Here is a 21,512-nt window from a genome sequence, read left to right as displayed (position 1 = left end):
GAGGTTCTAAAATAATAGAGATGATACAATCCTCCAGTAAGTAAATAAACAATGAATTTATGGAGGTTTTTAAATTGAATACTCAAACTTGGATGATGATTGGTGCATTTTTAGCAATTGTATTATTAACACAAATCGGAAGGAAGGAATTCACAATTAGGAGAGCTACACTACCATTTATTCTTTGTGGTATTACTGTTTATTTATTCGTTGAGGAGATACCTACTTCTGGTTCAAATATAACTGCACTTATAATAATGACAGTGGTCGGCATGATTATGGGAGGATTAATGCTTTTTACAGTAAAAGTAGAATATGGTTCTGACAATAAAGCGTACGTAACTGCGGGAATCCCCTATTTATGCTTGTGGGTTGTTGGACTTGGATGGCGTGTCGTATTAGCTTATATAGCGGAAGACTGGTATCCACAACAATTTATAGATTTCATGGTATCAAATCACTTAGATTTTAATGTTATAGCTCCTGCTTTCGTATTGTTTACGATCGCTATGGTAGTTATTCGTACTCTTGGAATAGTGATAAAAATACAAAGATATAGAACAAATCTAAAAGCAAATTAAAAAGTCGATTAAGGAATACAACTAAAACTAAAACTTCCTTTGTATAATGAAGTAGGAAAAATAAACACAATATAATAACTATTTCATTATTCTTTTATTTCACATTTTAGATAATCTACATTAAAGAAATCTTACTCAAATATGAACTATTATAATTAGAAGTTGTAAAATTACAGTCTATAAATCAAAAAATGGATATCCATCTATAACCAGGGAATATTGAAACTAAAAGTAAGGTTGCGAGGGAATAAGTACATGGAAAAAGCATTTTTAAAAATTATTGATAGTCATGCAGGAAATGCAATTGGAAGCATCTTATTATGCGTGTTTTTTTATAAAGGTTTTGCACCTTATGGTACGTTTGCAATATGGGTCTGTAGTGTTTTTGTCTCAATTTATCTATGGATGTTGTATTCACTAAAATCTTGGTGGGTTGCTGGGAAGTATGTTTTATTTGCGAGTATATTAATAAGTTTGTCATGTGTACTATACTTTTCTCATCCGAGCTTTCCAAATTATGCATTATGGCCACTCTTAGTTTTTCTTGCCGCTGCAGAACCCAAGTGGGCACGAGCAACAACAATTTTAGCTATTATAACGGGGATAGTTATTATTCTACTTTTACATGCCAATACGTTTCCTTATCAAGAAACCTTAATTATTATCGGCCTCTATGTTTCCATTCGAAGTACATCCAAGCTAAAAGAAGCATATCAAAACAATCAAAAACAACTAAAAGAATTAGACGAAGCACATGCTGAACTACAGGAAACAACGGTACTTTCTATGCAATATGCAGCTTTTTCAGAAAGAACAAAATTAGCAAGAGAGATTCATGATGGACTTGGACACCAAATGACATCACTTATTATTCAATTACAAGCCCTTAAGATTATGTTAAGAAAGAACCCCGCTGCTGCTCAGGATCATGTTGAAGAACTTTTAAAGGTGGCACGAAAAGGAATGGACAAGTGATGAAAAAGATCTTGGGCTTACTTCATTAAAAGGATTGATTTCACAGGTTCAAGCGAATTCTTTATTACAAATTGAGTTCATTCAAGCTGGAAGTATAACAGAATGGACGATGAAGGAAAGTACAATTCTGTACCGAATTCTACAAGAGTCTTTAACAAATGTCCTGCGACATTCTTATGCAGATTCTGTTATTGTAAATGTAACAGAAATAGATGGAGTAGTGACACTTACAATTGATGATAATGGCATATATACAGGGGATAAGCCATTAAAATATGGTTTTGGACTCAATGGTATGATAAAACGCTGTCAATCGGTTGGAGGTAATTGTTCCTTTTCTTTTAATAAACCAAAAGGACTCCGGGTTGAAGCCACAATTCCAATTCAGAAAAATGGAGGAGAAGTATGACGGAAAAGATTCGTATTGTGCTAGCAGATGATGAGCCGTTTGTTTGAAAAGGCCTCTGTTATATTATTGAAATGCAAGACGATATGGAGATAGTTGGGGAATGCAAAGACGGTAAGGAAGCAATTAAAATAGCTTTAGAAACTACACCGGATATGGTAATTATGGACATTCAAATGCCTGACATATCAGGCATTACGGCTACTAAAAACATTATGAGTATATTACCAAACACAAAAGTTGTCTTATTGACAACTTTTGATGTACAACAATATGTCCTAGACGGTATTCGAGCTGGCGCGGTGGGGTATATATTAAAAGATACTGAAACAGAGGAAATGCTAGATAGTATACGTGCTACGAATCGAGGGGCAATGATTTATAACAGTACGACAGCAAATCAAGCCTTTACACAATTTATAAAGCAAGAGGATAATTGTATTTTGGCCGACGAAGAATTTGAATATAAGGACGCTTTAACTAAGCGAGAGGTTGATGTTTTACAATTATTAGCTTACGGGAAACAAAACCATGAAATAGCTAAAATCCTTTTTGTTTCTGAAGGGACAGTCAAAACTCATACCCACAATATTTTTCAGAAATTGGATGTAACAGATCGAACACAAGCAGCAGTAATGGCAATCCGAAAAAAATTGTAAAATGATATCTGCTTTATGTATTAAAAAATAAACTTTCACATAGTGTAGTACTGCTAATTGAAATTTAACAAATTATAATTAAAAAGTAAGAAGAATGATACTATACTTAAAAGCAAAAAGTTTAATGCATTCAGAAAGCTAAGTATCGCTAATTATAAGTTGTGTTAGCAAAAAAATAGCTAGAACATTGGAAGTTAATCAGCGCTCTAGCTATTTATGTTTATTTAGATTCAAGAATAAGTATGTTTATTGTATGTAGAAAAAATGAATTTGGATACTAATTTATAACGTACAATATTGAATTACCCATACATTTAGTACTTATTTTCCTATTCAAGGGGTATTGACGCATGCCCATCAACTTAAGAAATTTTAATACCGTTAAGTACAAAAAAACGTTATCATTTCTAAACAGGCTAGATTAGAAATGATAACGTTTTTTATTGTATGGATACTAATTTATATTAATCTTTCTGATGATGTGATGGTATATCATGCTAATTAATAAAATGAAAAAGAGACATTAACAATACAAGGATCTCTTTAAATTAGAGATTCTGTAACTTAATTAGACCTAATTCTAGATCTAAATCTTTTTGTCTCTTTTTTAAAACGTTTTCTGCCTGAAGCCCATATACCTAAGGAACTACATAAACCAACCATTAGCATTATCCATGTAGACAAATAATCACCATTAGCTATTAGTTTATTAAAAAAGAAGCCAATAAAACCTATATATGCTACAGGGAGAATTCCACCTAAATAAGGGGTTTTTCGAGATGATAAAAAGATTTGAGTAACTATTATAACAACAATAACTAGTATTCCAACTACAGGTTTCATAATTAAACATCCCTTTCTTTTTTATATTTTTCTATGATAATTTTAGCGACATCTAAACTAATTCGTTCATCAATAACAAATCCCTTAATCATATTTACAAACTCTACATCGTCTTCTTTACTGTGTACTTCAATCTTTTTTATTAGCCTATCTAATTTGGCACGTACTGTTGGATAAGAAACATCATATAAGTTAGACATATTTTTTAAAGAACCAGAATTCAATATAAACTTTCTAATAAATTCTAAAGACTCTTTAACCAATGAGAGAATCCATGAAGGAATTTCTTCTCTTTCCATAAAAAATCACAGATTAATGGGATATCATATATTTCATAAAAAAAGGAGCTTTTATGCAAATAGAGTATCAAGTTTTGCATTCTTTTAGGGATAGTATCCCACATCCATCAACTCAGGAATATTTACTATACTCAAGTATAAAAAAACGTTATTCTTTCTAAACAAGCTAGATTATTAGAAAGGATGACATTTTTATGAATCTTTCGATTCGAAGCGAGCTACAATTATTTGCTGAAGAATTACATCAACATCTTACCCCATCATTTTTAGAAAAACTTGCTAGAGAACTAGCTTTTATACAACGAAAGCGTAAATTTTCAGGACGTGATTTAGCTATTATTTGTGTCTGGATTAGTCAACGTGTAGCGAGTGATTCCTTAGTTCGACTGTGTAGTCAACTTCATGCTGTTACAGGAACTCTTATGAGTCCAGAAGGACTAAATAAACGCTTCAATAAGAAGGCTGTTTGCTTTTTAAAACATATTTTCTCTATATTATTAAAAAATAAAATTTGTGAAATACCAGTGATTCCAAGCTCTTCAATTACCTATTTTCGACGGATTCGTATTTTAGATGCGACGATTTTTCAAGTGCCAAAACATTTAGCTAGTGTGTATCCTGGATCAGGTGGTTGTGCACAAACAGCAGGTATAAAGATTCAATTAGAATATGATTTACATAATGGACAGTTTTTAAATTTTCAAGTTGAACCGGGGAAGAACAATGATAAGGCCTTTGGAACAGAATGTTTAGCGACATTACGACCTGGCGATCTATGTATTCGGGATTTAGGCTATTATTCACTGGATGATTTAGATCAAATGGACCAACGTGGTGTGTATTATATATCCAGGCTTAAACTAAATAATATGGTGTATATCAAAAATGAGTTTCCCGAATACTTTCGAAATGGGACCGTAAAAAAACAGTCTCAGTACATCAAAGTTGATTTAGAACACATTATGAATACCTTAAAACCAGGACAGGTTTATGAAATAACAGATGCTTATATCGGAAAGGATAAAAAACTATTTACACGAGTTATTATATATAGATTAACTGAAAAACAACTTCGAGAGCGTAAGAAAAAACAATTGTATACGGAAAGTAAAAAGGGTATTACGTACTCAGAGAAAAGCAAACGATTAACTGGTATGAACATTTATGTTACCAATACACCTTTGGAATAGGTTCCGATGGAACAAATACATGATTTTTATTCCCTCCGCTGGCAGATTGAAATTATCTTTAAAACTTGGAAATCCTTATTTCAAATTCATGATTGGCACAATATCAAACGAGAGCGATTAGAATGCCACATTTATGGAAAACTCATCGCTATTTTTCTATGTTCTTCTACTATGTTTAAGATGCGACAATTAATTTTAAGAAAGAAGAAAAGAGAATTAAGCGAATATAAAGCCATTGGAATGATTCAAGACCATCTATACATTCTTTATCAAGCTATACAGCAAAACACCCGAGAAATAACAAAAATTTTAATCCACCTGTTCCATCTTCTACAGAAGAATGGACGGAAATCTCACAGATATGAGAAGAAAACTGTCTTTGATATTATGGGTGTTGCCTATGAGTATAATGGATTGAGAAAACAAAAGAAAATTGCATAATTAAAAAATTAAAACCCGTTAGGGTTTATTTGGTATACGCATTTTTAAGAATATACTTTTATTTTAAGAATGTTTTAACCCGGCTGAACAAAAGTTCAATTTGTTTACACTCTTAAGTTGATGGGCATGCGGCAGGATCCCTAATAAAAAAATGAAACCCGTTAGGGTTTGTTTGATATGCATAATTTCCAATAATCTATACTAGTTTTTTAGAAAAAGAAGAAGAGTTTTTCTGAAACTAACCTTTCCTAACCTTAGCTTGATAGCGATGGGGAACATTCACATGTTAAGTAAAAAAGTTGCTTCTTTTGGTCTAGCGACTATAGTTCTTATGAGTGGAACAGCTAATGTAGCATCTGCAATGGAGCAAAGTTTAACTCTCGATTATCCTATTTCTACTATTCAATCTACAAAAAAAACGGATACATCTTTAGATAAACTGATGTCTTTTAAAGACAAAGAAAAAGAAGCAAAAAATTATGGGAAGAATCTTCCTAATCATAGAAATAAAATTGTAGTAACACCAAAAGCAAATGAGGCTTTTAATAACTATGAGCAAAATGGAACAAGGATTAATCAAGCTTTAAGAGAAGGGAAAGTAGATGGATATCCTAAAGAGTATGTAAAAGTAGCAAAAGAATACGCTTCAGAAATGGATAAAGTATTTAAACAGAACACTGCTAGTGTACCAGATACAATTATGGTATATAGATATACAGATGAGCAACAGTTTGGAATTGCACCGGGGACATTTTTTCCAAAAGATCCAAAAAACCCAAAAGAAACTATAGTTAATAAAGAATCAATTGAAAAATTCAAGAAAAAATTTGAAGGAAAAACTGTTAAAAACAAAGGTTTTACAAGTACTTCACTAGCTATTCTTAATAAATATCTAGGAGAAAAGGCAAAAACAATTCGTATGGATATTGAAGTTCCAAAAGGAACACATGCTGTATATATGGGAAATGAATATGCGGAATTAATATTACCAAGAAATACTTCATTAAAAATTAAAAAAGTTTCAGGAATTGTTGAAAAAGGAAAACTGATTGTAAAAGTTGATGCAAGTGTGGTAAATCAATAGTTTAAGTCCATATTTCTTCGCTATAGCTGATTGACTACCCTCACCATTAAAAAAATTTCTACAGCTTGTATCTTTAATTCATATGAATAAGTATGAAATGTAGACCCTTTTTTATCCATAATAAAATCCCCTCCAAGTAGAAGTGTAACATCCATGTTTGTTCATGTTCTTTTTACACTGTCTACCTTAAGGGGATGATATTACTCATAATTGGGGTAAATGTCTTTTTTATAATAATGTCTAATTAATTTCTTACAGTAGCTCTTGATACATTGGATGTATAATTATCATTTTATAAAGTTGTAGGAAGTTATAATTATAAAACTGTAATTTAAATTTCTAAGTATATAAACCTGTTTTTTTATGTGTTTTCCCCGATAAATTCTTGAATTGCATCTTTATACTTTTGATAATCTATTTTTATTGAAGCCCCATGATTCGCCATTGATGGAAAATAAATTTTATAATTTGAGTTATTCTTGTTATTTTTTTTACTTTCTATTAATGCACTTGTTGTTTGCTCAAATGGCACTAATGTATCTGATTGACCATGAATAAATAAAACAGGCAATTTTGTAGTACTCATAGCTTTTCGTGCAGACACATATTTAAATACTTCACTATCCTCTTTAGAAAGAGCATATCTCTGGTTGAAAACATGTAACAATTGATTGAATACATAGTTAATATCATTTTCTTTAATCGAGAAATTTACATCCAACCCCAATAATGAACGTTTAATTTCAAACTTACCACCATTGTTTTCTAACTGTTTTAAGATTGATTTATTCAGATTACGAATAGGTATATTCAAATCTGAATAACCACAATCCTCGATTAATAGTTTAACATTAGACGGTAGAGATTCGCCTGAAACCATCATCATAGTTGCAGCTCCCATTGATCCACCATGCAAATATATTTCAGAATCATTTCCTACCTTTTGAATGGTTTGATTAATCCAACCATTTTCATTCGTATAATCATACTTTTCCTGCAGGCCAAAAGAAATATAATCACCTTGACTTTTTCCATGAGCTCTAGCATCTGGAAGAAGTACATTATAGCCTAAATCATAATACATTTTAGCCCAAGCTCCATATTGATCTCCGCTCAGCCCAAAACCGTGAGCAATTATTACTGTCTTTTTTGTGTCGTTCTCGTTTTTTAAATAGTATGCGTTTAATTTAATCGAATGCTTAACTTTTTTTGTTGATAAGCCATCCGGGCTATTATAAGTTTCAGTAGTTTCCTGTTCCCAATTCTCCACTTTTCCTAGTTCGATTTGTTTTTTAAACCAATTTTGATTTTCATTGAATATTTTATAGTCTTTACCTTCTTCTGAAGTTGCAACTCCCTTTTCTGCCTTTGGCAAAAATTGTTGCTTTGTTTCGCCTCCATTCTTTGAAAAAAGAATATCACTTATCTTATTAGAAGCTACAAAAAGAGCATATTTTTTTAATCCAAATACCAATGAAAACAACAAAATTCCTATACAACCTATAATTATTAAACCTTTTTTCAAAAAAACACCCTTTCATTATTTCATGGATTTATTAATGGAATGTAAACAATGCGATACGAATGTTTTATTTTCGGATTTTTGTCAACATTATAATGTTGACAAAAATAAACTTACGCTGTTTCCTTCCACTAATATTGTTTTTTCATTCTTTTATTAAATATAAATTAATGAGTGATTATTCAGCTTGAGTTACCGTCCTATTCTGTCTAATATTTTCGTTTATTTCTTACAAAATAAGAGTATCATCTTCATTTTCCAAAGACCTCTATCTCAGGTTTATTTTTTTTTTGGTTCTCTCTACCTATAGATAGAGACTTAAATTCAACCACCATGATAAAATCGGTTTGAGCCCATTTATCTTTATACAACATCTTAATAGTCCATGAGAGATGCAAAAGGAAGGAGAATGATACCAAATTGAACAAAGCATTAGAACAAATAATACTTCAAAAAGTATTCAAGGTAATAATATCCATCGCTGGTTTTGTCTTTTACTATCGATATTTTTCTACTCAAGGGCAACTATCCCTAATGATATGTATTTGTTATATTATAATTTATTTATTTATGCTCTGGATCCCAAAAGATTGGTGGAGCCCTTCTAAATATATGCTTATATCCAGCCTACTTATTGGAACAGTTTTAGTAATTCATTTACTTAACATGGAGTTTGAAGGTGCTAAGTTACTTTGGCCACTCGTTTGTTTATTAGCGATTTCTCCAGTGAAATTTATTGTCACGACATCGCTACAAGCGTTGCTTGCTATTGGCGTGATTTTGGAGATTTCATGGATAAACAACTTTCCATATGCAAATTTATTTGGCCTAGGCGGGTTATATGTAGGAATACGAGGACAGAGCTTATTAAGGGAAGCTTATCAAATTAATCAAGAACAATTTATAGAATTAGAGCAAATACATGAAGAATTAATGGCTACTCATGCTGAACTTCAAGAGGCCACGTTACAATCAATGAAATATGCTGCTCTTACTGAGCGGACACGGATTGCAAGAGATATTCATGATGGTTTAGGTCATCAGATGACATCTCTCGTTGTTCAATTACAAGCATTAGAACTCATGTTGCCAAATGATCCACAAACTGCAACAAAGACAGTTAATCAGTTATTGAAAATTGCACGTTCAGGAATGGAGGAAATTCGTGTAACTGTTCACGAGTGGGCAAGTGACGAAAAAGGTCTTGGTATTATTGCAATTAGAGGTTTTATTTCTCAAACAGCTTCCAACTCAAAAATCAAGTTCCATCTAAAAGAAGAAGGGGGATTCTCCGAATGGAATGAAGATATTAGTATTACCATCTTCCGAGTTCTTCAAGAAGCTATTACAAATGTCATTCGACATTCCGGAGCTAATGAGGTAGAGATATGTATACAAGAAAATGATCAAAAAATCTCTCTAGTTGTTTCCGATAATGGCCGATTTATAAATACATCTTCATTCAAAGATGGTTTTGGCGTAAAAGGAATGATAGAACGTTGTCAATCGATAGGGGGCACCTGTACCTTTTCAGCTAGTAAAGAAGGGGGGTTAAAAATAAAAATTATAATCCCTTTATACCAAATTGAATCTATTTAATAAAGATAAATAGGAGGTTTCAAAGACATGGAGAATATGAAGAAAATTCGAATTGTGTTAGCTGATGATGAGCAACTCATCAGGCAAGGACTTAGCTATATTTTGAATAGCCAACCTGATATGGAAGTTGTTGGTGAAGCAAATAATGGGGAGGAGGCTTTACAGGTCGCTTTACAAAGTATACCAGATGTCGTACTGATGGATGTGCAAATGCCAAAAGTGACCGGTATAGAAGCAACACGAAAGATTGTTCAATCTCTGCCTAATACAAAAGTTATATTATTGACAACTTTTGATATACAAGACTATGTATTCGATGGAATAAGGGCTGGCGCAGCTGGGTATCTGCTAAAAGATACCCAAACTCAAATGCTGCTAAATGGGATAGGTTCTATATATAGAGGGGCTACCTTATACAATAGTACAACAGCGAAACAAGCGCTTGAAAAGATTGTAAACCCTATTACTAATATAGAAACCGATCAATCCTTCGTTTCACCCTCAATAGAACCTTTAACAGATCGTGAAATCGAAATTTTACAGCTTATGGCATATGGAAAGAAAAATAAAGAAATAGCAAATGTATTGTTCATCTCAGAAGGAACCGTTAAAACCCACGTACATAACATTATTCAAAAGCTTGGTGTAGGGGACAGAACTCAAGCTGTAGTTCTGGGAATTCGAATACAGTTGGTACGATGACATCATTTCTTAGGTAAACAGGATTGATAGCATTTATTAACGAGTAATCAATTGTTATTGTTATATGGAGCGAAAAGTGGAAGCAGCTACTCCTTGTCGTTCACATATATTCTAGACATCATATAAAATTTGAAAAAAATCCTGTATTTAAAATACAGGATTTTACTTTTCGTATTGAATTAAATGAACATGTTAGTTGAAATAACATGTGTTTATTATATTTTTTCTTTCTTTCCAATATAAAGTTGGCTTTGAAAAAATAGTAGATTAATGGTTTTAATAAATAGTGTGTTGATCTCGATATTGTTTTGGAGTCATTTCTGTGTATTTTTTGAAAATCTTAGTGAAGTAACTTTGATTATTAAAATTGAGAAAAGTACTGACATCTAATAAAGAATAGTTAGTTAAAGTTAACAGTTTTTTTGCCTCTTCCACTTTTTCTCGATGAATATACTCACTTAGAGTCATTCCCACCTCATTTTTAAATAGTGTAGATAAATACATAGAATTCTTATTGGTAATACATGCCAGTTGTTTAAGGGATATTTCTTGATATATGTTTTTGGAAATATAATTCTGGCAAGTAATAATAGGTTTTGAATAATTTTTTCCTCTATATGTTTTTACATGTTCAGTGAAAGCACAAAAAGCTTTTTCCACTAAAACTAATATGGAGTTTATATCATTTAATTTTTCAAGGTTTTGAATGTAAAACTCACTAAGTGAAAATGCTACCTCTGAAGGCAACCCTCCATCTATTGCATATCTAGTAGCTATAGCAATAGCAGCAATTGCTTGATTTTTTCGATTTCTTAGCTCGTTCGTAACGCAAAATTTTGTAATTGTTTTACGAGGAAATGAACCCCAATATTTTAGTAGTTCTTCTTTGTTCCCTGCTTTAATCGCTTCATACATTTTTGTTGAAGCTGATATCTCATTACGTACATAATCATTTTGATGACAAAGTGAAATATAAATATCAGGCTTCTCCATCTCACAGGTTATTCTTTTAAAAGATTTATTTCTTTCTATAACGGTGTTAGCATCTATTTTTTTAAAATAAATCATGTAGTACAGTAAAGTACTGACATGAATTAACTTTGATTCTTTTATGGTTGGTAATGAATAATAATAATTCATTATCATATGTTTATTTGCAATAACATGGCTATCATTTATGATTCTATCTATCATTTTTTCTAATGGTTTTGAGTATATACAAGGTCCGATGATAAAAGTTCCTTTAATGTTCTCCTGATTATTTAAGTGTAATAAGATGAAACTTTCAAGATAATTATTTGTTCGAATAATCGTAAAATTAAAAGGGTCATCATCTAAATAAAGTCCATTTAGATGTTCTTCCTTAGAGGAATAAAAGGGGTTAGGGATATCACGATATATATATTCATGAAGGATATTTTTGCTCTTATCTAAAAAACGAACAGGTATTTCAAACGTTTGAAATAGCAACAGGCAAATATATTTCGTATCAACTGAATGGGCAGATATTACCATGTTATGCACCTCTTAAAGTCATAATGAATTTTTGAATTATTGTATGCAATTTACGTATTGATTAAAATTACTAACTTAATATCACATAATTACTAAATTTAAGTAAAGATAGTTGTATTTTTATAATAATCTTATCAAAAATAAACTGGAATTTCATGTAATATTTGTATCGAAAAGCATGTAATAATGCATAATCAGAGCTACATATGCTAATTCATGCTTATCTAATCAAAAATCATTTTATTAGGAGTGATGAATATGAGTAGTAATACTATGGTACCTTATAATGTCTTGAGCGGTGTAGATATGCCACATATATCTGGAACCAAGTGGAATAAAGAAATGTTTATCAATGCACTTGATAATACTTCTTCTCTTTTAACTCTTATCGAAAAAGGAATTAATGATGGTGATGATGTCTTAGGGTTGCTTAGTTTTATTGGGTTAACTGCTTTAGAAGCTATACCGGTTGTAGGTGGAGTACTTTCTAGCTTAGTATCTATGCTATTCTTCCCTACAAAATCAAGTATAGATTTCCAAAAAATATGGGAGCATTTAGAAAAAGCTATTAATCAAATAGTTGATAAAAAAATAGAAGAAGCATTGATGTCTCAACTTATACAAGAAATAGCTGGTTTAGCCAATGTGTTAAAAGAATATAGAGATGCATACGATTCATATAATGGTAAAAAAGTTTTTGACATACCAGATCGGCTGACACCCGAAGAATATTTAGTACAGGTATTTACTTCAGCAAATCTACTATTCATACAAAGAATACCGACATTTCAAAATCCTAAATATGATGTATTATTCCTTCCATTCTTTGTTCACGTTGCAGAAATGCACATTCTTCTAATTAGGGATGCAGCAATTCATGGATTAGAATGGGGAATGGATGAAGAAATACATCAAAAATTCAAAAGGAATTTAAAAGAAATAATAGATGAATATACTAGTTATTTGCTGAAAACATATAATAAGGGATTAAAAGAAGTGTCAGAAAGTGAACTGAATGATAAAGATTTTCCAACAACTAACAATAAAAATCACTATATTAATACAGTTAGATGGAATGTAATCAATCAATATAAAAGGGGAATGACTTTAACTGTATTTGATTTTGCTTACAAATGGAAGTATTATCAGGAAATATATCAAAATAACATAGAATTAAATCCATTTAGAACAATTTATTCAGATATTGCAGGTTCGGTATATCCTTATGAAAAAACTACAAATGAAATTGATACTATCATTAAAGACCATAATCTTAAATATCGTGGAATCTTTAAAAGATTGCAAGTTAATCATGCAGAGAGACTTGATAGTATTCAAAGTAGCTATATCCAAAATAATGAAATAATTGATAGTGAAAGAACTGGTGGAACTGGTGGAAGGGAATCTGTTCTTGATATAGAATCTCCGGTAAAAAATCCTCTTATCCAAGTGAATATGTGGTCTGAATTAGTACCTATTTCTTTAGGATTCAAATTTTATAATGAAAAAGAGAAAAATATTGGAGGAGGATCATGGTGGCCTAATCCACACAAATTTGGTGCATATCAATATGTAGGGAATAAGGTATCATCCATCATGGGATTTGGTAAAAATGCAACTGGTGGATTCAACTCTTTAGATGCAATGGTAGTTGGTTTTAAACGAGACGATTATACACCTGAAAATAGATTTGTTGGTGTAAGCAAAAATGATGAGCCTATAACTAAAGTAATTGATGTAGGGAATTACCATCACAGTAAGTTTGAATCAAATATAACAATGATTGATGAACCTATGTTTGGAGATGGAGTTTTACAATTTGAAAATTATTCTAATAATCTTAATCAGGATAGTTATGTGACATATCAAATTCATACGGAGACAGCGGATACTTACGAATTACATGCAGTTATTGGTGCTGAGAAACAAAAAGACGAAGTAGTATTAAAGGTATCCATCAATGGAAATCACTCAGAAAATATTACTACTGATTTCTTTGATAACGGTGATATATGGGATGGAATGTCTTTGAATGATGGCTTCGTTTATAAAAGAGTATTAATAGGAAGGTTTCAATTTAAAAAAGGCTTGAATAACATTACTATTTATAATGGTGTTCTTCAAACTTCAGCTAGTATAAAAATTTGGAATTTAGCTGCACTCGAGTTAACAATTCCGGATAATACCGAGTGGAAGTTTCAAAATGGTGATTTTTCGAAGGGATTAAAAGGTTGGACAGTTGAAGAGGGGAGCCCAAGTGCTGGTAATCAATATTTAAATATGTATCAAAATAGTAAGGTTTCTCAAACAATAAAAGTTAATCCGAATACTACTTATGAGTTATCGTATGATAGTACCACACCAAGCTCAAATAATTTTGGTGGCTATGGTACTCTTTACTTAGACTTTTTATCTATGGATGGATCCAAACAATCAGGCGTAGCACACCCAATTGAACAACAGGGTAATTCGTGGGCTAGAAAAACGTATAAATTCACAACTCCATCTGATATTGAAAAATTGAAATTGACTATTGCTAATGAAGCATCTAACCAGGGCTTTAACATTGATAATATAGCTGTAACAGAAGGGTAAAATAATGTGCGTTCAAAAAAGAAAATGCGCGAAAATAAAATTTTGGGTTCTGTTGCAAAGTTTAAAAAGGCATACACAGGTTGGTAAATGAGGACCAATGTTTAGGAAGTAGCTAGTAATTGTTGAAGTTCATTGTACGTTGAAAAGGTGGAGTCTCTTTGAGGACTTCACCTTTTCTTATATATCGTACGTGAAGTATGAAGAAGATTTTGAAACCCTTCGGATTTGACAAAACGTCTCTTTACCTGCCTATGATCCTGTTCAATAAGATTGTTTAAATGTTTGATTATACAATGGATTGTAGTTTGATAAAATCCTTGTTTTCTTAATTTGTTAAATGCGCAAAGTAATGCCGGCGCTTTGTTTTCCATTAAGATAAGCTATATTTAAATATGTTTACAAAAGAATAAAATTAAGTTAAAAAAGTGAATTTAGTCAATACGAGTTTTTCTTTTACATATTAAAATGGAATTACTCTTTCAATGTATACTGACCCCTTCACAAATCGTGAAGGGATTTTTTATTTAACAAATGAGTTTTACAAAAGATACAAAATGTTAAACTCATAAAACCCAGTGATACGATGCACACATACTGATATCACTGGGTTTTTATTTGGCTATTTAACGACTTGTTTTACAAATTATAAAATGATGTAGACTTAGTTTTACTTTTTACAGATGAATCTTCCTAAAAAGTAATCAGTGTTTATAAAGGTACGCCTTTTGAAATGGATATATTTGGTTATTAAATCACTATTAAAATAGGCCACTTTATACGTCTGGTTAACAGTTAAATTAAAAGAGTTAATTATATTGTTGGATTTCTCAATCGGAGTTATTATTAGAAATAACTATCTTTTAATAAAAAGACATTTACTTATAAATTGGAGTAAGTGACTTTTTAAAATACAAGTGATTAATTAAAATAATACCAGTATCCATAATATGCGTGTATTGATATATAAACTATTTCTTAATGCAAAAAAATTAGATATAACAGAAGTTAGCGTTTATAAAATAGTATCCATTTTCTTGTCTTTGTACATGTAGAAAGACATAAAAGTCTAAACTAAAAACTTATGAAGAATCGTTGATAAATAGCCATTATTATAAATTTTGTAGGTACTTTCATGTCTTAATAACAGGACATGAAAGTCTAAAACTTTTGAACATAGGACAAGAAACTCTAAACTATTTAGCCAGTAACATCTTTAACTTACATTATTATAATGAATGAAAATAATGAGAAAATCATACCTTTTGTCTAATTGTACGTATGAATATTCTGATAAAATAGAATTAAATAAATTTAAAGTTAGGGTGAAGCGTAATGTGGGATAGTCATTTTTAGTATTTTTATTCCCAGGGATAATAGGTATGATTCATGTGTTATTAGGTATGAAGATTTTTGGTTTTATCTTAATTGATCCATATTATCATATTTGATTACCAATCTTAATTTTTCTAGTTATCTATTCAATCTATTACTTTATTACAGTTCAATTATATAAAAGAATTGTTCTTCCGAAATAAAAGCAATAAGAACATATTTGTTAACTAAAAATCACTTAATATCAAAGAGTTAGTATGGAAAATCTTTTACAAAGTCCTAAAACAAATTGTTAATGTTTTGGGTCTTTGTTATTTAAAGGTATTGACTTCATTCTAGTTTAGTTAAATTAAATGATGAAAATTTTAATTTAGAATGTTAGGTCTCAATTACTAACCAAAATTAAAAGTTTAGACTTTCTTGTCTAAATAGTTTGGAGTTTCATGTCTTTGTACAACAACAGGGGAGGTCTACTTCACATTTTTAATATGGTCGCCAAATACCAATTTAACGAATAGTTCTGTTGCGTTAGTTGAAGGCCCAAAATTATATATTTCAAAAATAAGAGATACTAAACCTTTATTCTTATGAAATCTCCTAAAAATACTTATGGGAATGGTATTTTTAGGAGATTTACTAGAAGTAAACTATCTTATTGGTTGAAACATCTTGAATCCAAAAAATATAAAAAAGTTATTCTATCTAACATATTCAGACAGGATAACTTTTTTATGTGCAATGGTATTAAAGATTTTCTAAGTAAGGAGCGAGTTGGAACTTTTTATAGTAATCTTTAGATAACTTGAGATGTTTATTGTAAGTGAATATTTAGAGTATGTATTCAAAAATATTTTGCATTTATTACTTAAAGTTGCCATTCTCTACAAATTCAGAGAAATTATGAAGGAACCTTAGGATAAATTGCAATTCATTAACGTTTTTTTGATGAAGTAGAGAAGTAATGATACTAAGAGATTCATCTCTTTGAGGATTATCGATTAAATTGATATTACCAAAGTTTAAAACTAAATCAGGTGAAACCTCTAGACCATCAGCAATTTTTTGTAGGGTAAGCATGGAAATATTCCTTTCTCCACGTTCAACTCCACCAATGTAAGCCTGTTGTAGATTAATTCGTTCAGCTAATTCTTCTTGTGTCAATCCTCTTTTTTTTCGTAAAAAGCGGACGTTTTCCCCAATTAATTTTAAGAAATCAGACAAGTGTATCACCTCTCTATCAGATTAGAGAAGTGTACAAATGAATGTAAGAACACCGTAGTGCCTAAAATGTTTATAATGGTACTTATAAGTATTTTATTTTTAGTTGTTTGGTTTAAATGAGGAATGAAAATAATAAAGTTAAATGGTTCATGTAATAATTAAATTACCGTATCAAGCCGTACCATACCAAACACCACCGAACCGAACCCAGCCGGGATGTACCATACCAAGCCTAACCTTATTAAGTGACCTGTCTCTTCAGCAATAGGGAGGTCATATCCTATTGAACAGCCTTAACTGTTTCGACACAATCATGTTTTTCAGAGAGTGTTAATATAGCGTGAAATTCATAGTGACTTTGCTTAAATATAAATTTGTTTATCTACTATGTATGTAAGGATTCTTAATTAAAATTAAGCAGAATAAATTGTTTAATTTTATATCCGTATCAAATCGTACCATACATCTAGTTTGGTTTTATAAAATACACTACATTATTTGAATTCATATATTGTTACTGTTTCATTGGGGACTATAAAAGAATGCTGTTTTACCTTTTTAATAGTGAATCTTCTTCCCAAACATATTGACGCCAATTCGCTGTTATAACTCCATTTTTTAAAGCTTTTGCAATCATGCCTTGATGAAAGTAATCCGCACGTAGAACGTGACATTGTCTGCAAAGTGTACGTAAATTTTGAAGTTTATTGTTTCCCCTTAGTCCACTAACAATATGGTCTATATGGCATTCGTTTAATAAGACTGGCTTTTTACAACGTATACATTGTCTATTATCTCTGTTCCATACAATTGGTCTTATATTTGTCCTCCAAGTTTCATAAGGGGTTCTTTTCTTAGGCATGTGCTTTTTCCTGAATGATGCTAAAATCAGTGACATGGAATCGACCAAATCCAACCTTTCTTGCATCTCCTAATCCGGCGTACGCACCAGCATCTTGACAAATAGCTCTCATTTGTTCACGGTTAATTAAGGTTCCTTCCCAAATTATACTGAACTCAGTTTCCCAACCGGATGAAATAGCTAGACGATAACGTATATTTTTTACACCTCTTCTTGAAACGGGACGTACATCAATATATACATCTCTTTTATCATCCCTTGTAATTTCATCAATAGGAGGAAGAAACCTGTTAATAAATATCTTGTTATCTAGTACTTGGAGGGTTGAAGATACTTCTGGTTCTAAAGTTCCTCTGCCTTTAGATATAAACTTCCCTCCTGCACGTAAACAAGAGAAAATATAAATAGGATCTAAATAAAGTTGACCTTGCGGGGTAGCTTGAAAAGTTTTTTTCCATTCTTCAGGGTTGTTTCCTGGAACTCCCCACTTCTCTTGTTTTGTTATAGGAATTGCATCCTCGGTAAATCTGTTAAATAAAAGTGGTCTAGTTCCTGAAATCTTTACATTGGCACAAATTATTGACATTTAAGTAACCTCCTAAAATAGAACTCATAAGTATTAATTTACATTTTTTATTTTTTTAAACATTGGAATCAAATATAAAATAATTTTTTTAAAAAGAAAAATCTGAATTTTAATTAAAATTCAGGTGATTATTATGTATAATTTTCTTATAGGAATTTAATAAGTTATGAAAGAAGGGAAAAGAGATGGTGGTTTATTTTCCAACACCATATGTAAATGAATTGCTATATGGTGTTATGCTTAGGTACCATGTCCATTTAGCTAGTATGTCAAGAATGCGAACTATGTTAGAGTTATTTAGTGATGATAAAAAAAGCTCTATAATTGACTTCCCTAATAATTTAGACTGCTTATTGGGAGGAATCCCTAATAAACCTACCAACCTTACTACAGAATATTTCATTCAAAATCATACAACCATCCCATTTTATAAACCGTTTTTAACATCTATAAAATATACACGAGTAATAGAGACTATGAAAAAAAATATGAAAAGTAATATGGTGAAAAAATATTTAAGTGAGAAAAATGATAATAAAAGAGAAAAAAACATTTACTTTTGTAGAAATTGTATTGTCGAACAAAAACAGGAATATGGTGAATTTTATATTAATAGAATTCATCAAGTTCCTGGTGTTTTTGTATGTACAAAACATAAGGAGTTTTTAGTGATATATGTATATAAATTACATGCTCAACATGGATTATCAGTTATTGATGAGGGAGACTTAGAAGAACAAAAATTAAATTTACTAGAGAAAGAACAGGTTATGAATTGGTTGTTTCGGATTGCTGAGGATATTGAATGGTTGATGAACTCAAATTTACAACCTCAATCTTGTGAATTTTATTTTGAAAAATATAAGGCTTTGATGGATATAAAGGGAATAAGTTATCCAATGAGTGAAAAAAGGAACAAATTAAAGGAAGGGTTATTGTGTTTTTTCCTTTAGAAATATTTACATTACTGAAGTTTGATATTCAAAAAGAAGGCTACCCTAATTGGATGAGATATTTATTTTCACATGAGATTCAATATTTACATCCATTAATGCATTTATTGTTGATTTACTACTTATGTGGAAGTATTAAGGATTTCTTTGAAAAAAATACACTTTTGAACCTTTTGGAGCAGGGCCTTGGATATGTATGAATCCATTTTCGGATCACTATTTAGAGCAGTGTATTCAAGAAGTTGATTATAGTATAGAGAAAACAAAGTTAGTATTAAAAGCCGATTTTAAATGTAAATGTGGATTTACTTATCGATTATTTTCTCCTGAAAATAACCCATTAGTTGTAAAACAGTTTAGCAGGCGAATTATAAGTTTAGGTCCTGTCTGGGGAGAGGAAGTAAAAAAACTTATAGAAAAAGGAGTTCCGTACAAAGTATTAATAGAACGAAGTGGTATGGGCAGAGAAACATTTAATAAAAAGTTAAGTGACTTTGAAAATAAAAATACTGAGTCAAGATATAAAAAGCGTTCGAGAAACATAATAGAAAATTATGATGAAGCAAGAGAAGAAAATCGTTTGCAGTGGATGGAACAAATTAAATTGTACCCTGATTATTCTAGAGGGGAATTATATAATCTGAATTCAGCGTTATATCGTTGGATGATGAAATATGATGGGGAGTGGACAGAAGATCATGCACCCAGGGCAATCAAGAATACACGCTGGAATAAATATGAGAACAGAGACAGAATTATGTTAGAGAAAGCAAAAAAATTAATAAATGAGTGGCACCAATATGAAAAGGAAAACAAGGCATTAAAAAGAATTACAATTAGTTCTATAAAAAAGGCTATGGGCGGAGCATGGACAAATTTATATGAAACCGCTAATTTGTATCCGCTTACCATTAGTTATGTAAAAAGCGTAACGGAATCAGTCTTTGAATTTCGTAAACGTAGGATTCTTTTTATTTACAGACCGAATTTGAAAATAAAGAAGTTACTTATAGTAAGTTAAGATATAGAGTTGGACTGAATAATAAGATTAATAAAGAACTTGAAGAGTTTATTTATCAACAAGTTACACTACATAATGAAAATTTGAAAAGTGATTTGTAGGTAAATAGAAGATAATTAAAGAATAAGTTTATGTCAAGAAAATTGGAGGGAATATGAAAAATCGGAGATGGACTTATAAAAAAATGAAAAATAATTTAAAAGAAGGTCGAGGGATGGGACAGCTAGCTGCATATATCCCTTGGATAAAAGTATATGACTTTCCATCAAAAGGAATGATAATTCGAGCACATGGAAATAAAACAGAAAGAATACACCATTTACTCTCTAATGTAGAGTATGCTTATTTTTTACTCCTGGATTCTCAACCAAGAGTAATAGATATTAGAGAACAATTCCCATTGTTTGATTTAGAGCTGGCAATACATATAGCAAATGAACTTGGTGTCAAATATCCTACGGATTCTACTACCAATACCCCCCATATACTAACAACAGATTTTATGATCACAATTAAAGATTCAGATAACAATTTAATAGATATAGCTAGAACCATTAAATTAACTAACGAATTAAGTAAAAGAAGAGTTTGTGAGAAGTTTGAAATTGAGAGGTTATACTGGAAAAATAAGAATGTAGATTGGAAAATTGTAACTGAAAAGAGCTTCTCGGTTACACTGACTAATAACTTAACAATGTTGTTTAATGCTTATAGTGTGTTAGAGAGTCTATTTGAGGAACCACATTTACAAGAATTACTTCAACAATTGTATATAACCTTATTAAATTCAATTAACAGATTAAGAGATGAACTTCATCGATTTGATAGATTAAATAATCTTGAAATAGGAACTGCAATTTCATTATTTTATTATTTAGTTCTTCAGCGTTTAGTTCATATTGATGTTTTTGAAAAAATTGATTTATATACGATAAATTGTTCTTCATTACTATTGAAAGAGTGGATATTGATATGAGTGAACTATTTGTAAATATGGTATTAAAAGAAATCGATGCAGAAATGGAGAGTCAATATTTTCGGCTGTTATGGATTGATAGTACATACGAACATTTAGTTTGGTTTAATTTAGTAGAGAAAAATCTCTTCCTATTTTTATAAAAGTAAA

Annotated in this window: 15 protein-coding genes and 6 pseudogenes; 13 read left to right on the top strand and 8 right to left on the bottom strand. The window is 30.8% G+C overall.

The window, feature by feature from the left end; genetic code table 11:
• Positions 1–74 precede the first annotated feature (74 nt).
• The 3 genes and pseudogenes from JFU02_RS09900 (at position 75) to JFU02_RS09890 (ending at position 2,621) form a co-directional block, all read left to right on the top strand.
• A complete protein-coding gene (locus tag JFU02_RS09900; RefSeq protein WP_001097209.1) occupies positions 75–581 on the top strand; it encodes a hypothetical protein in 507 nt (168 codons plus the stop codon).
• Between the two features lie 255 nt (positions 582–836).
• Positions 837–1,965: pseudogene (locus tag JFU02_RS09895) on the top strand (sensor histidine kinase).
• A 71-nt stretch (positions 1,966–2,036) separates the two neighbouring features.
• Positions 2,037–2,621: a LuxR C-terminal-related transcriptional regulator gene (locus tag JFU02_RS09890; RefSeq protein WP_242488078.1), complete on the top strand. Its 585-nt coding sequence runs from the start codon at positions 2,037–2,039 to the stop codon at positions 2,619–2,621.
• Between the two features lie 548 nt (positions 2,622–3,169).
• Here JFU02_RS09890 and JFU02_RS09885 read toward each other — a convergent pair.
• A pseudogene (locus tag JFU02_RS09885) lies at positions 3,170–3,464 on the bottom strand (hypothetical protein).
• A 2-nt stretch (positions 3,465–3,466) separates the two neighbouring features.
• Positions 3,467–3,763 carry a DUF2089 family protein gene (locus JFU02_RS09880; RefSeq protein ID WP_201070907.1) on the bottom strand — a complete coding sequence of 99 codons (297 nt, stop codon included), beginning with the start codon at positions 3,761–3,763 and terminating at the stop codon, positions 3,467–3,469.
• 194 nt (positions 3,764–3,957) lie between these two features.
• Here JFU02_RS09880 and JFU02_RS09875 point away from each other — a divergent pair.
• A pseudogene (locus tag JFU02_RS09875) lies at positions 3,958–5,394 on the top strand (IS4 family transposase).
• Positions 5,395–5,677: 283 nt separating this feature from the next.
• Positions 5,678–6,478 (top strand): ADP-ribosyltransferase, encoded by an 801-nt coding sequence (locus JFU02_RS09870; protein WP_201070904.1) that lies wholly within the window; start codon positions 5,678–5,680, stop codon positions 6,476–6,478.
• 361 nt (positions 6,479–6,839) lie between these two features.
• Here the strand turns inward: JFU02_RS09870 and JFU02_RS09865 are convergent, their stop codons facing one another.
• Positions 6,840–8,003: an alpha/beta hydrolase gene (locus JFU02_RS09865; protein ID WP_201070902.1), complete on the bottom strand. Its 1,164-nt coding sequence runs from the start codon at positions 8,001–8,003 to the stop codon at positions 6,840–6,842.
• Positions 8,004–8,420: 417 nt separating this feature from the next.
• Between JFU02_RS09865 and JFU02_RS09860 the strand changes: the two genes are divergently transcribed.
• Both JFU02_RS09860 and JFU02_RS09855 read left to right on the top strand, forming a co-directional pair.
• Positions 8,421–9,599: a sensor histidine kinase gene (locus JFU02_RS09860; protein WP_201070899.1), complete on the top strand. Its 1,179-nt coding sequence runs from the start codon at positions 8,421–8,423 to the stop codon at positions 9,597–9,599.
• 27 nt (positions 9,600–9,626) lie between these two features.
• Positions 9,627–10,301 carry a response regulator transcription factor gene (locus JFU02_RS09855; protein WP_064472753.1) on the top strand — a complete coding sequence of 225 codons (675 nt, stop codon included), beginning with the start codon at positions 9,627–9,629 and terminating at the stop codon, positions 10,299–10,301.
• A 276-nt stretch (positions 10,302–10,577) separates the two neighbouring features.
• On the opposite strand, the gene JFU02_RS09850 is transcribed toward JFU02_RS09855, so the two are convergent.
• Positions 10,578–11,816, bottom strand: a complete 1,239-nt coding sequence (locus JFU02_RS09850) for an AraC family transcriptional regulator (protein ID WP_201070896.1) — start codon at positions 11,814–11,816, stop codon at positions 10,578–10,580.
• A 258-nt stretch (positions 11,817–12,074) separates the two neighbouring features.
• On the opposite strand from JFU02_RS09850, the gene JFU02_RS09845 reads away from it, so the two are divergent.
• A complete protein-coding gene (locus JFU02_RS09845) occupies positions 12,075–14,411 on the top strand; it encodes an insecticidal delta-endotoxin Cry8Ea1 family protein (protein WP_201070888.1) in 2,337 nt (778 codons plus the stop codon).
• 101 nt (positions 14,412–14,512) lie between these two features.
• Here the strand turns inward: JFU02_RS09845 and JFU02_RS09840 are convergent.
• Positions 14,513–14,788, bottom strand: a pseudogene (locus JFU02_RS09840) (DDE-type integrase/transposase/recombinase); the annotation flags it as partial.
• A gap of 969 nt (positions 14,789–15,757) precedes the next feature.
• On the opposite strand from JFU02_RS09840, the pseudogene JFU02_RS09835 reads away from it, so the two are divergent.
• Positions 15,758–15,946: pseudogene (locus JFU02_RS09835) on the top strand (ABC transporter permease); the annotation flags it as partial.
• Positions 15,947–16,604: 658 nt separating this feature from the next.
• Here JFU02_RS09835 and JFU02_RS09830 read toward each other — a convergent pair.
• From JFU02_RS09830 to JFU02_RS09820, 3 genes are all read right to left on the bottom strand, one after another.
• Positions 16,605–16,964: a helix-turn-helix domain-containing protein gene (locus tag JFU02_RS09830; protein ID WP_201070883.1), complete on the bottom strand. Its 360-nt coding sequence runs from the start codon at positions 16,962–16,964 to the stop codon at positions 16,605–16,607.
• Between the two features lie 550 nt (positions 16,965–17,514).
• The gene (locus tag JFU02_RS09825) at positions 17,515–17,826 is read right to left on the bottom strand and encodes an HNH endonuclease (protein ID WP_201070880.1); all 312 of its coding nucleotides are present in this window, start codon (positions 17,824–17,826) and stop codon (positions 17,515–17,517) included.
• Positions 17,819–18,412 (bottom strand): hypothetical protein, encoded by a 594-nt coding sequence (locus JFU02_RS09820; protein ID WP_000022210.1) that lies wholly within the window; start codon positions 18,410–18,412, stop codon positions 17,819–17,821. The genes JFU02_RS09825 and JFU02_RS09820 overlap by 8 nt, the downstream gene beginning before the upstream one ends.
• A gap of 185 nt (positions 18,413–18,597) precedes the next feature.
• On the opposite strand from JFU02_RS09820, the gene JFU02_RS09815 reads away from it, so the two are divergent.
• The 4 genes and pseudogenes from JFU02_RS09815 to JFU02_RS09800 all read left to right on the top strand — a co-directional run bounded on the left by JFU02_RS09815 (position 18,598) and on the right by JFU02_RS09800 (position 21,505).
• A complete protein-coding gene (locus JFU02_RS09815) occupies positions 18,598–19,365 on the top strand; it encodes a TniQ family protein (RefSeq protein ID WP_201070877.1) in 768 nt (255 codons plus the stop codon).
• A gap of 175 nt (positions 19,366–19,540) precedes the next feature.
• Positions 19,541–20,386: pseudogene (locus JFU02_RS09810) on the top strand (TnsD family Tn7-like transposition protein); the annotation flags it as partial.
• A gap of 154 nt (positions 20,387–20,540) precedes the next feature.
• Positions 20,541–21,362: a heteromeric transposase endonuclease subunit TnsA gene (locus JFU02_RS09805; protein ID WP_000797481.1), complete on the top strand. Its 822-nt coding sequence runs from the start codon at positions 20,541–20,543 to the stop codon at positions 21,360–21,362.
• Complete coding sequence (locus JFU02_RS09800; RefSeq protein ID WP_201070871.1) at positions 21,359–21,505, top strand: hypothetical protein; 147 nt, start codon at positions 21,359–21,361, stop codon at positions 21,503–21,505. The genes JFU02_RS09805 and JFU02_RS09800 overlap by 4 nt, the downstream gene beginning before the upstream one ends.
• The last annotated feature ends 7 nt before the right edge of the window (positions 21,506–21,512 follow it).

Origin of the sequence: Bacillus sp. TH13 (assembly GCF_016651175.1) — a bacterium.
In the GTDB taxonomy this organism is placed as follows: domain Bacteria; phylum Bacillota; class Bacilli; order Bacillales; family Bacillaceae_G; genus Bacillus_A; species Bacillus_A thuringiensis_S.
This window is presented reverse-complemented; position numbering and strand designations above follow the sequence as displayed.

What these genes read in the sequence shown, in the direction of transcription:
- JFU02_RS09845 (WP_201070888.1), top strand. Translation starts at nt 12,075, where the DNA reads ATGAGTAGTAATACTATGGTACCTTATAATGTCTTGAGCGGTGTAGAT.
- JFU02_RS09805 (WP_000797481.1), top strand. Translation starts at nt 20,541, where the DNA reads ATGAAAAATCGGAGATGGACTTATAAAAAAATGAAAAATAATTTAAAA.
- JFU02_RS09855 (WP_064472753.1), top strand. Translation starts at nt 9,627, where the DNA reads ATGGAGAATATGAAGAAAATTCGAATTGTGTTAGCTGATGATGAGCAA.
- JFU02_RS09820 (WP_000022210.1), bottom strand. Translation starts at nt 18,412, where the DNA reads ATGTCAATAATTTGTGCCAATGTAAAGATTTCAGGAACTAGACCACTT.
- JFU02_RS09825 (WP_201070880.1), bottom strand. Translation starts at nt 17,826, where the DNA reads ATGCCTAAGAAAAGAACCCCTTATGAAACTTGGAGGACAAATATAAGA.
- JFU02_RS09890 (WP_242488078.1), top strand. Translation starts at nt 2,037, where the DNA reads ATGCAAGACGATATGGAGATAGTTGGGGAATGCAAAGACGGTAAGGAA.
- JFU02_RS09850 (WP_201070896.1), bottom strand. Translation starts at nt 11,816, where the DNA reads ATGGTAATATCTGCCCATTCAGTTGATACGAAATATATTTGCCTGTTG.
- JFU02_RS09880 (WP_201070907.1), bottom strand. Translation starts at nt 3,763, where the DNA reads ATGGAAAGAGAAGAAATTCCTTCATGGATTCTCTCATTGGTTAAAGAG.
- JFU02_RS09815 (WP_201070877.1), top strand. Translation starts at nt 18,598, where the DNA reads ATGGTGGTTTATTTTCCAACACCATATGTAAATGAATTGCTATATGGT.
- JFU02_RS09870 (WP_201070904.1), top strand. Translation starts at nt 5,678, where the DNA reads ATGTTAAGTAAAAAAGTTGCTTCTTTTGGTCTAGCGACTATAGTTCTT.
- JFU02_RS09800 (WP_201070871.1), top strand. Translation starts at nt 21,359, where the DNA reads ATGAGTGAACTATTTGTAAATATGGTATTAAAAGAAATCGATGCAGAA.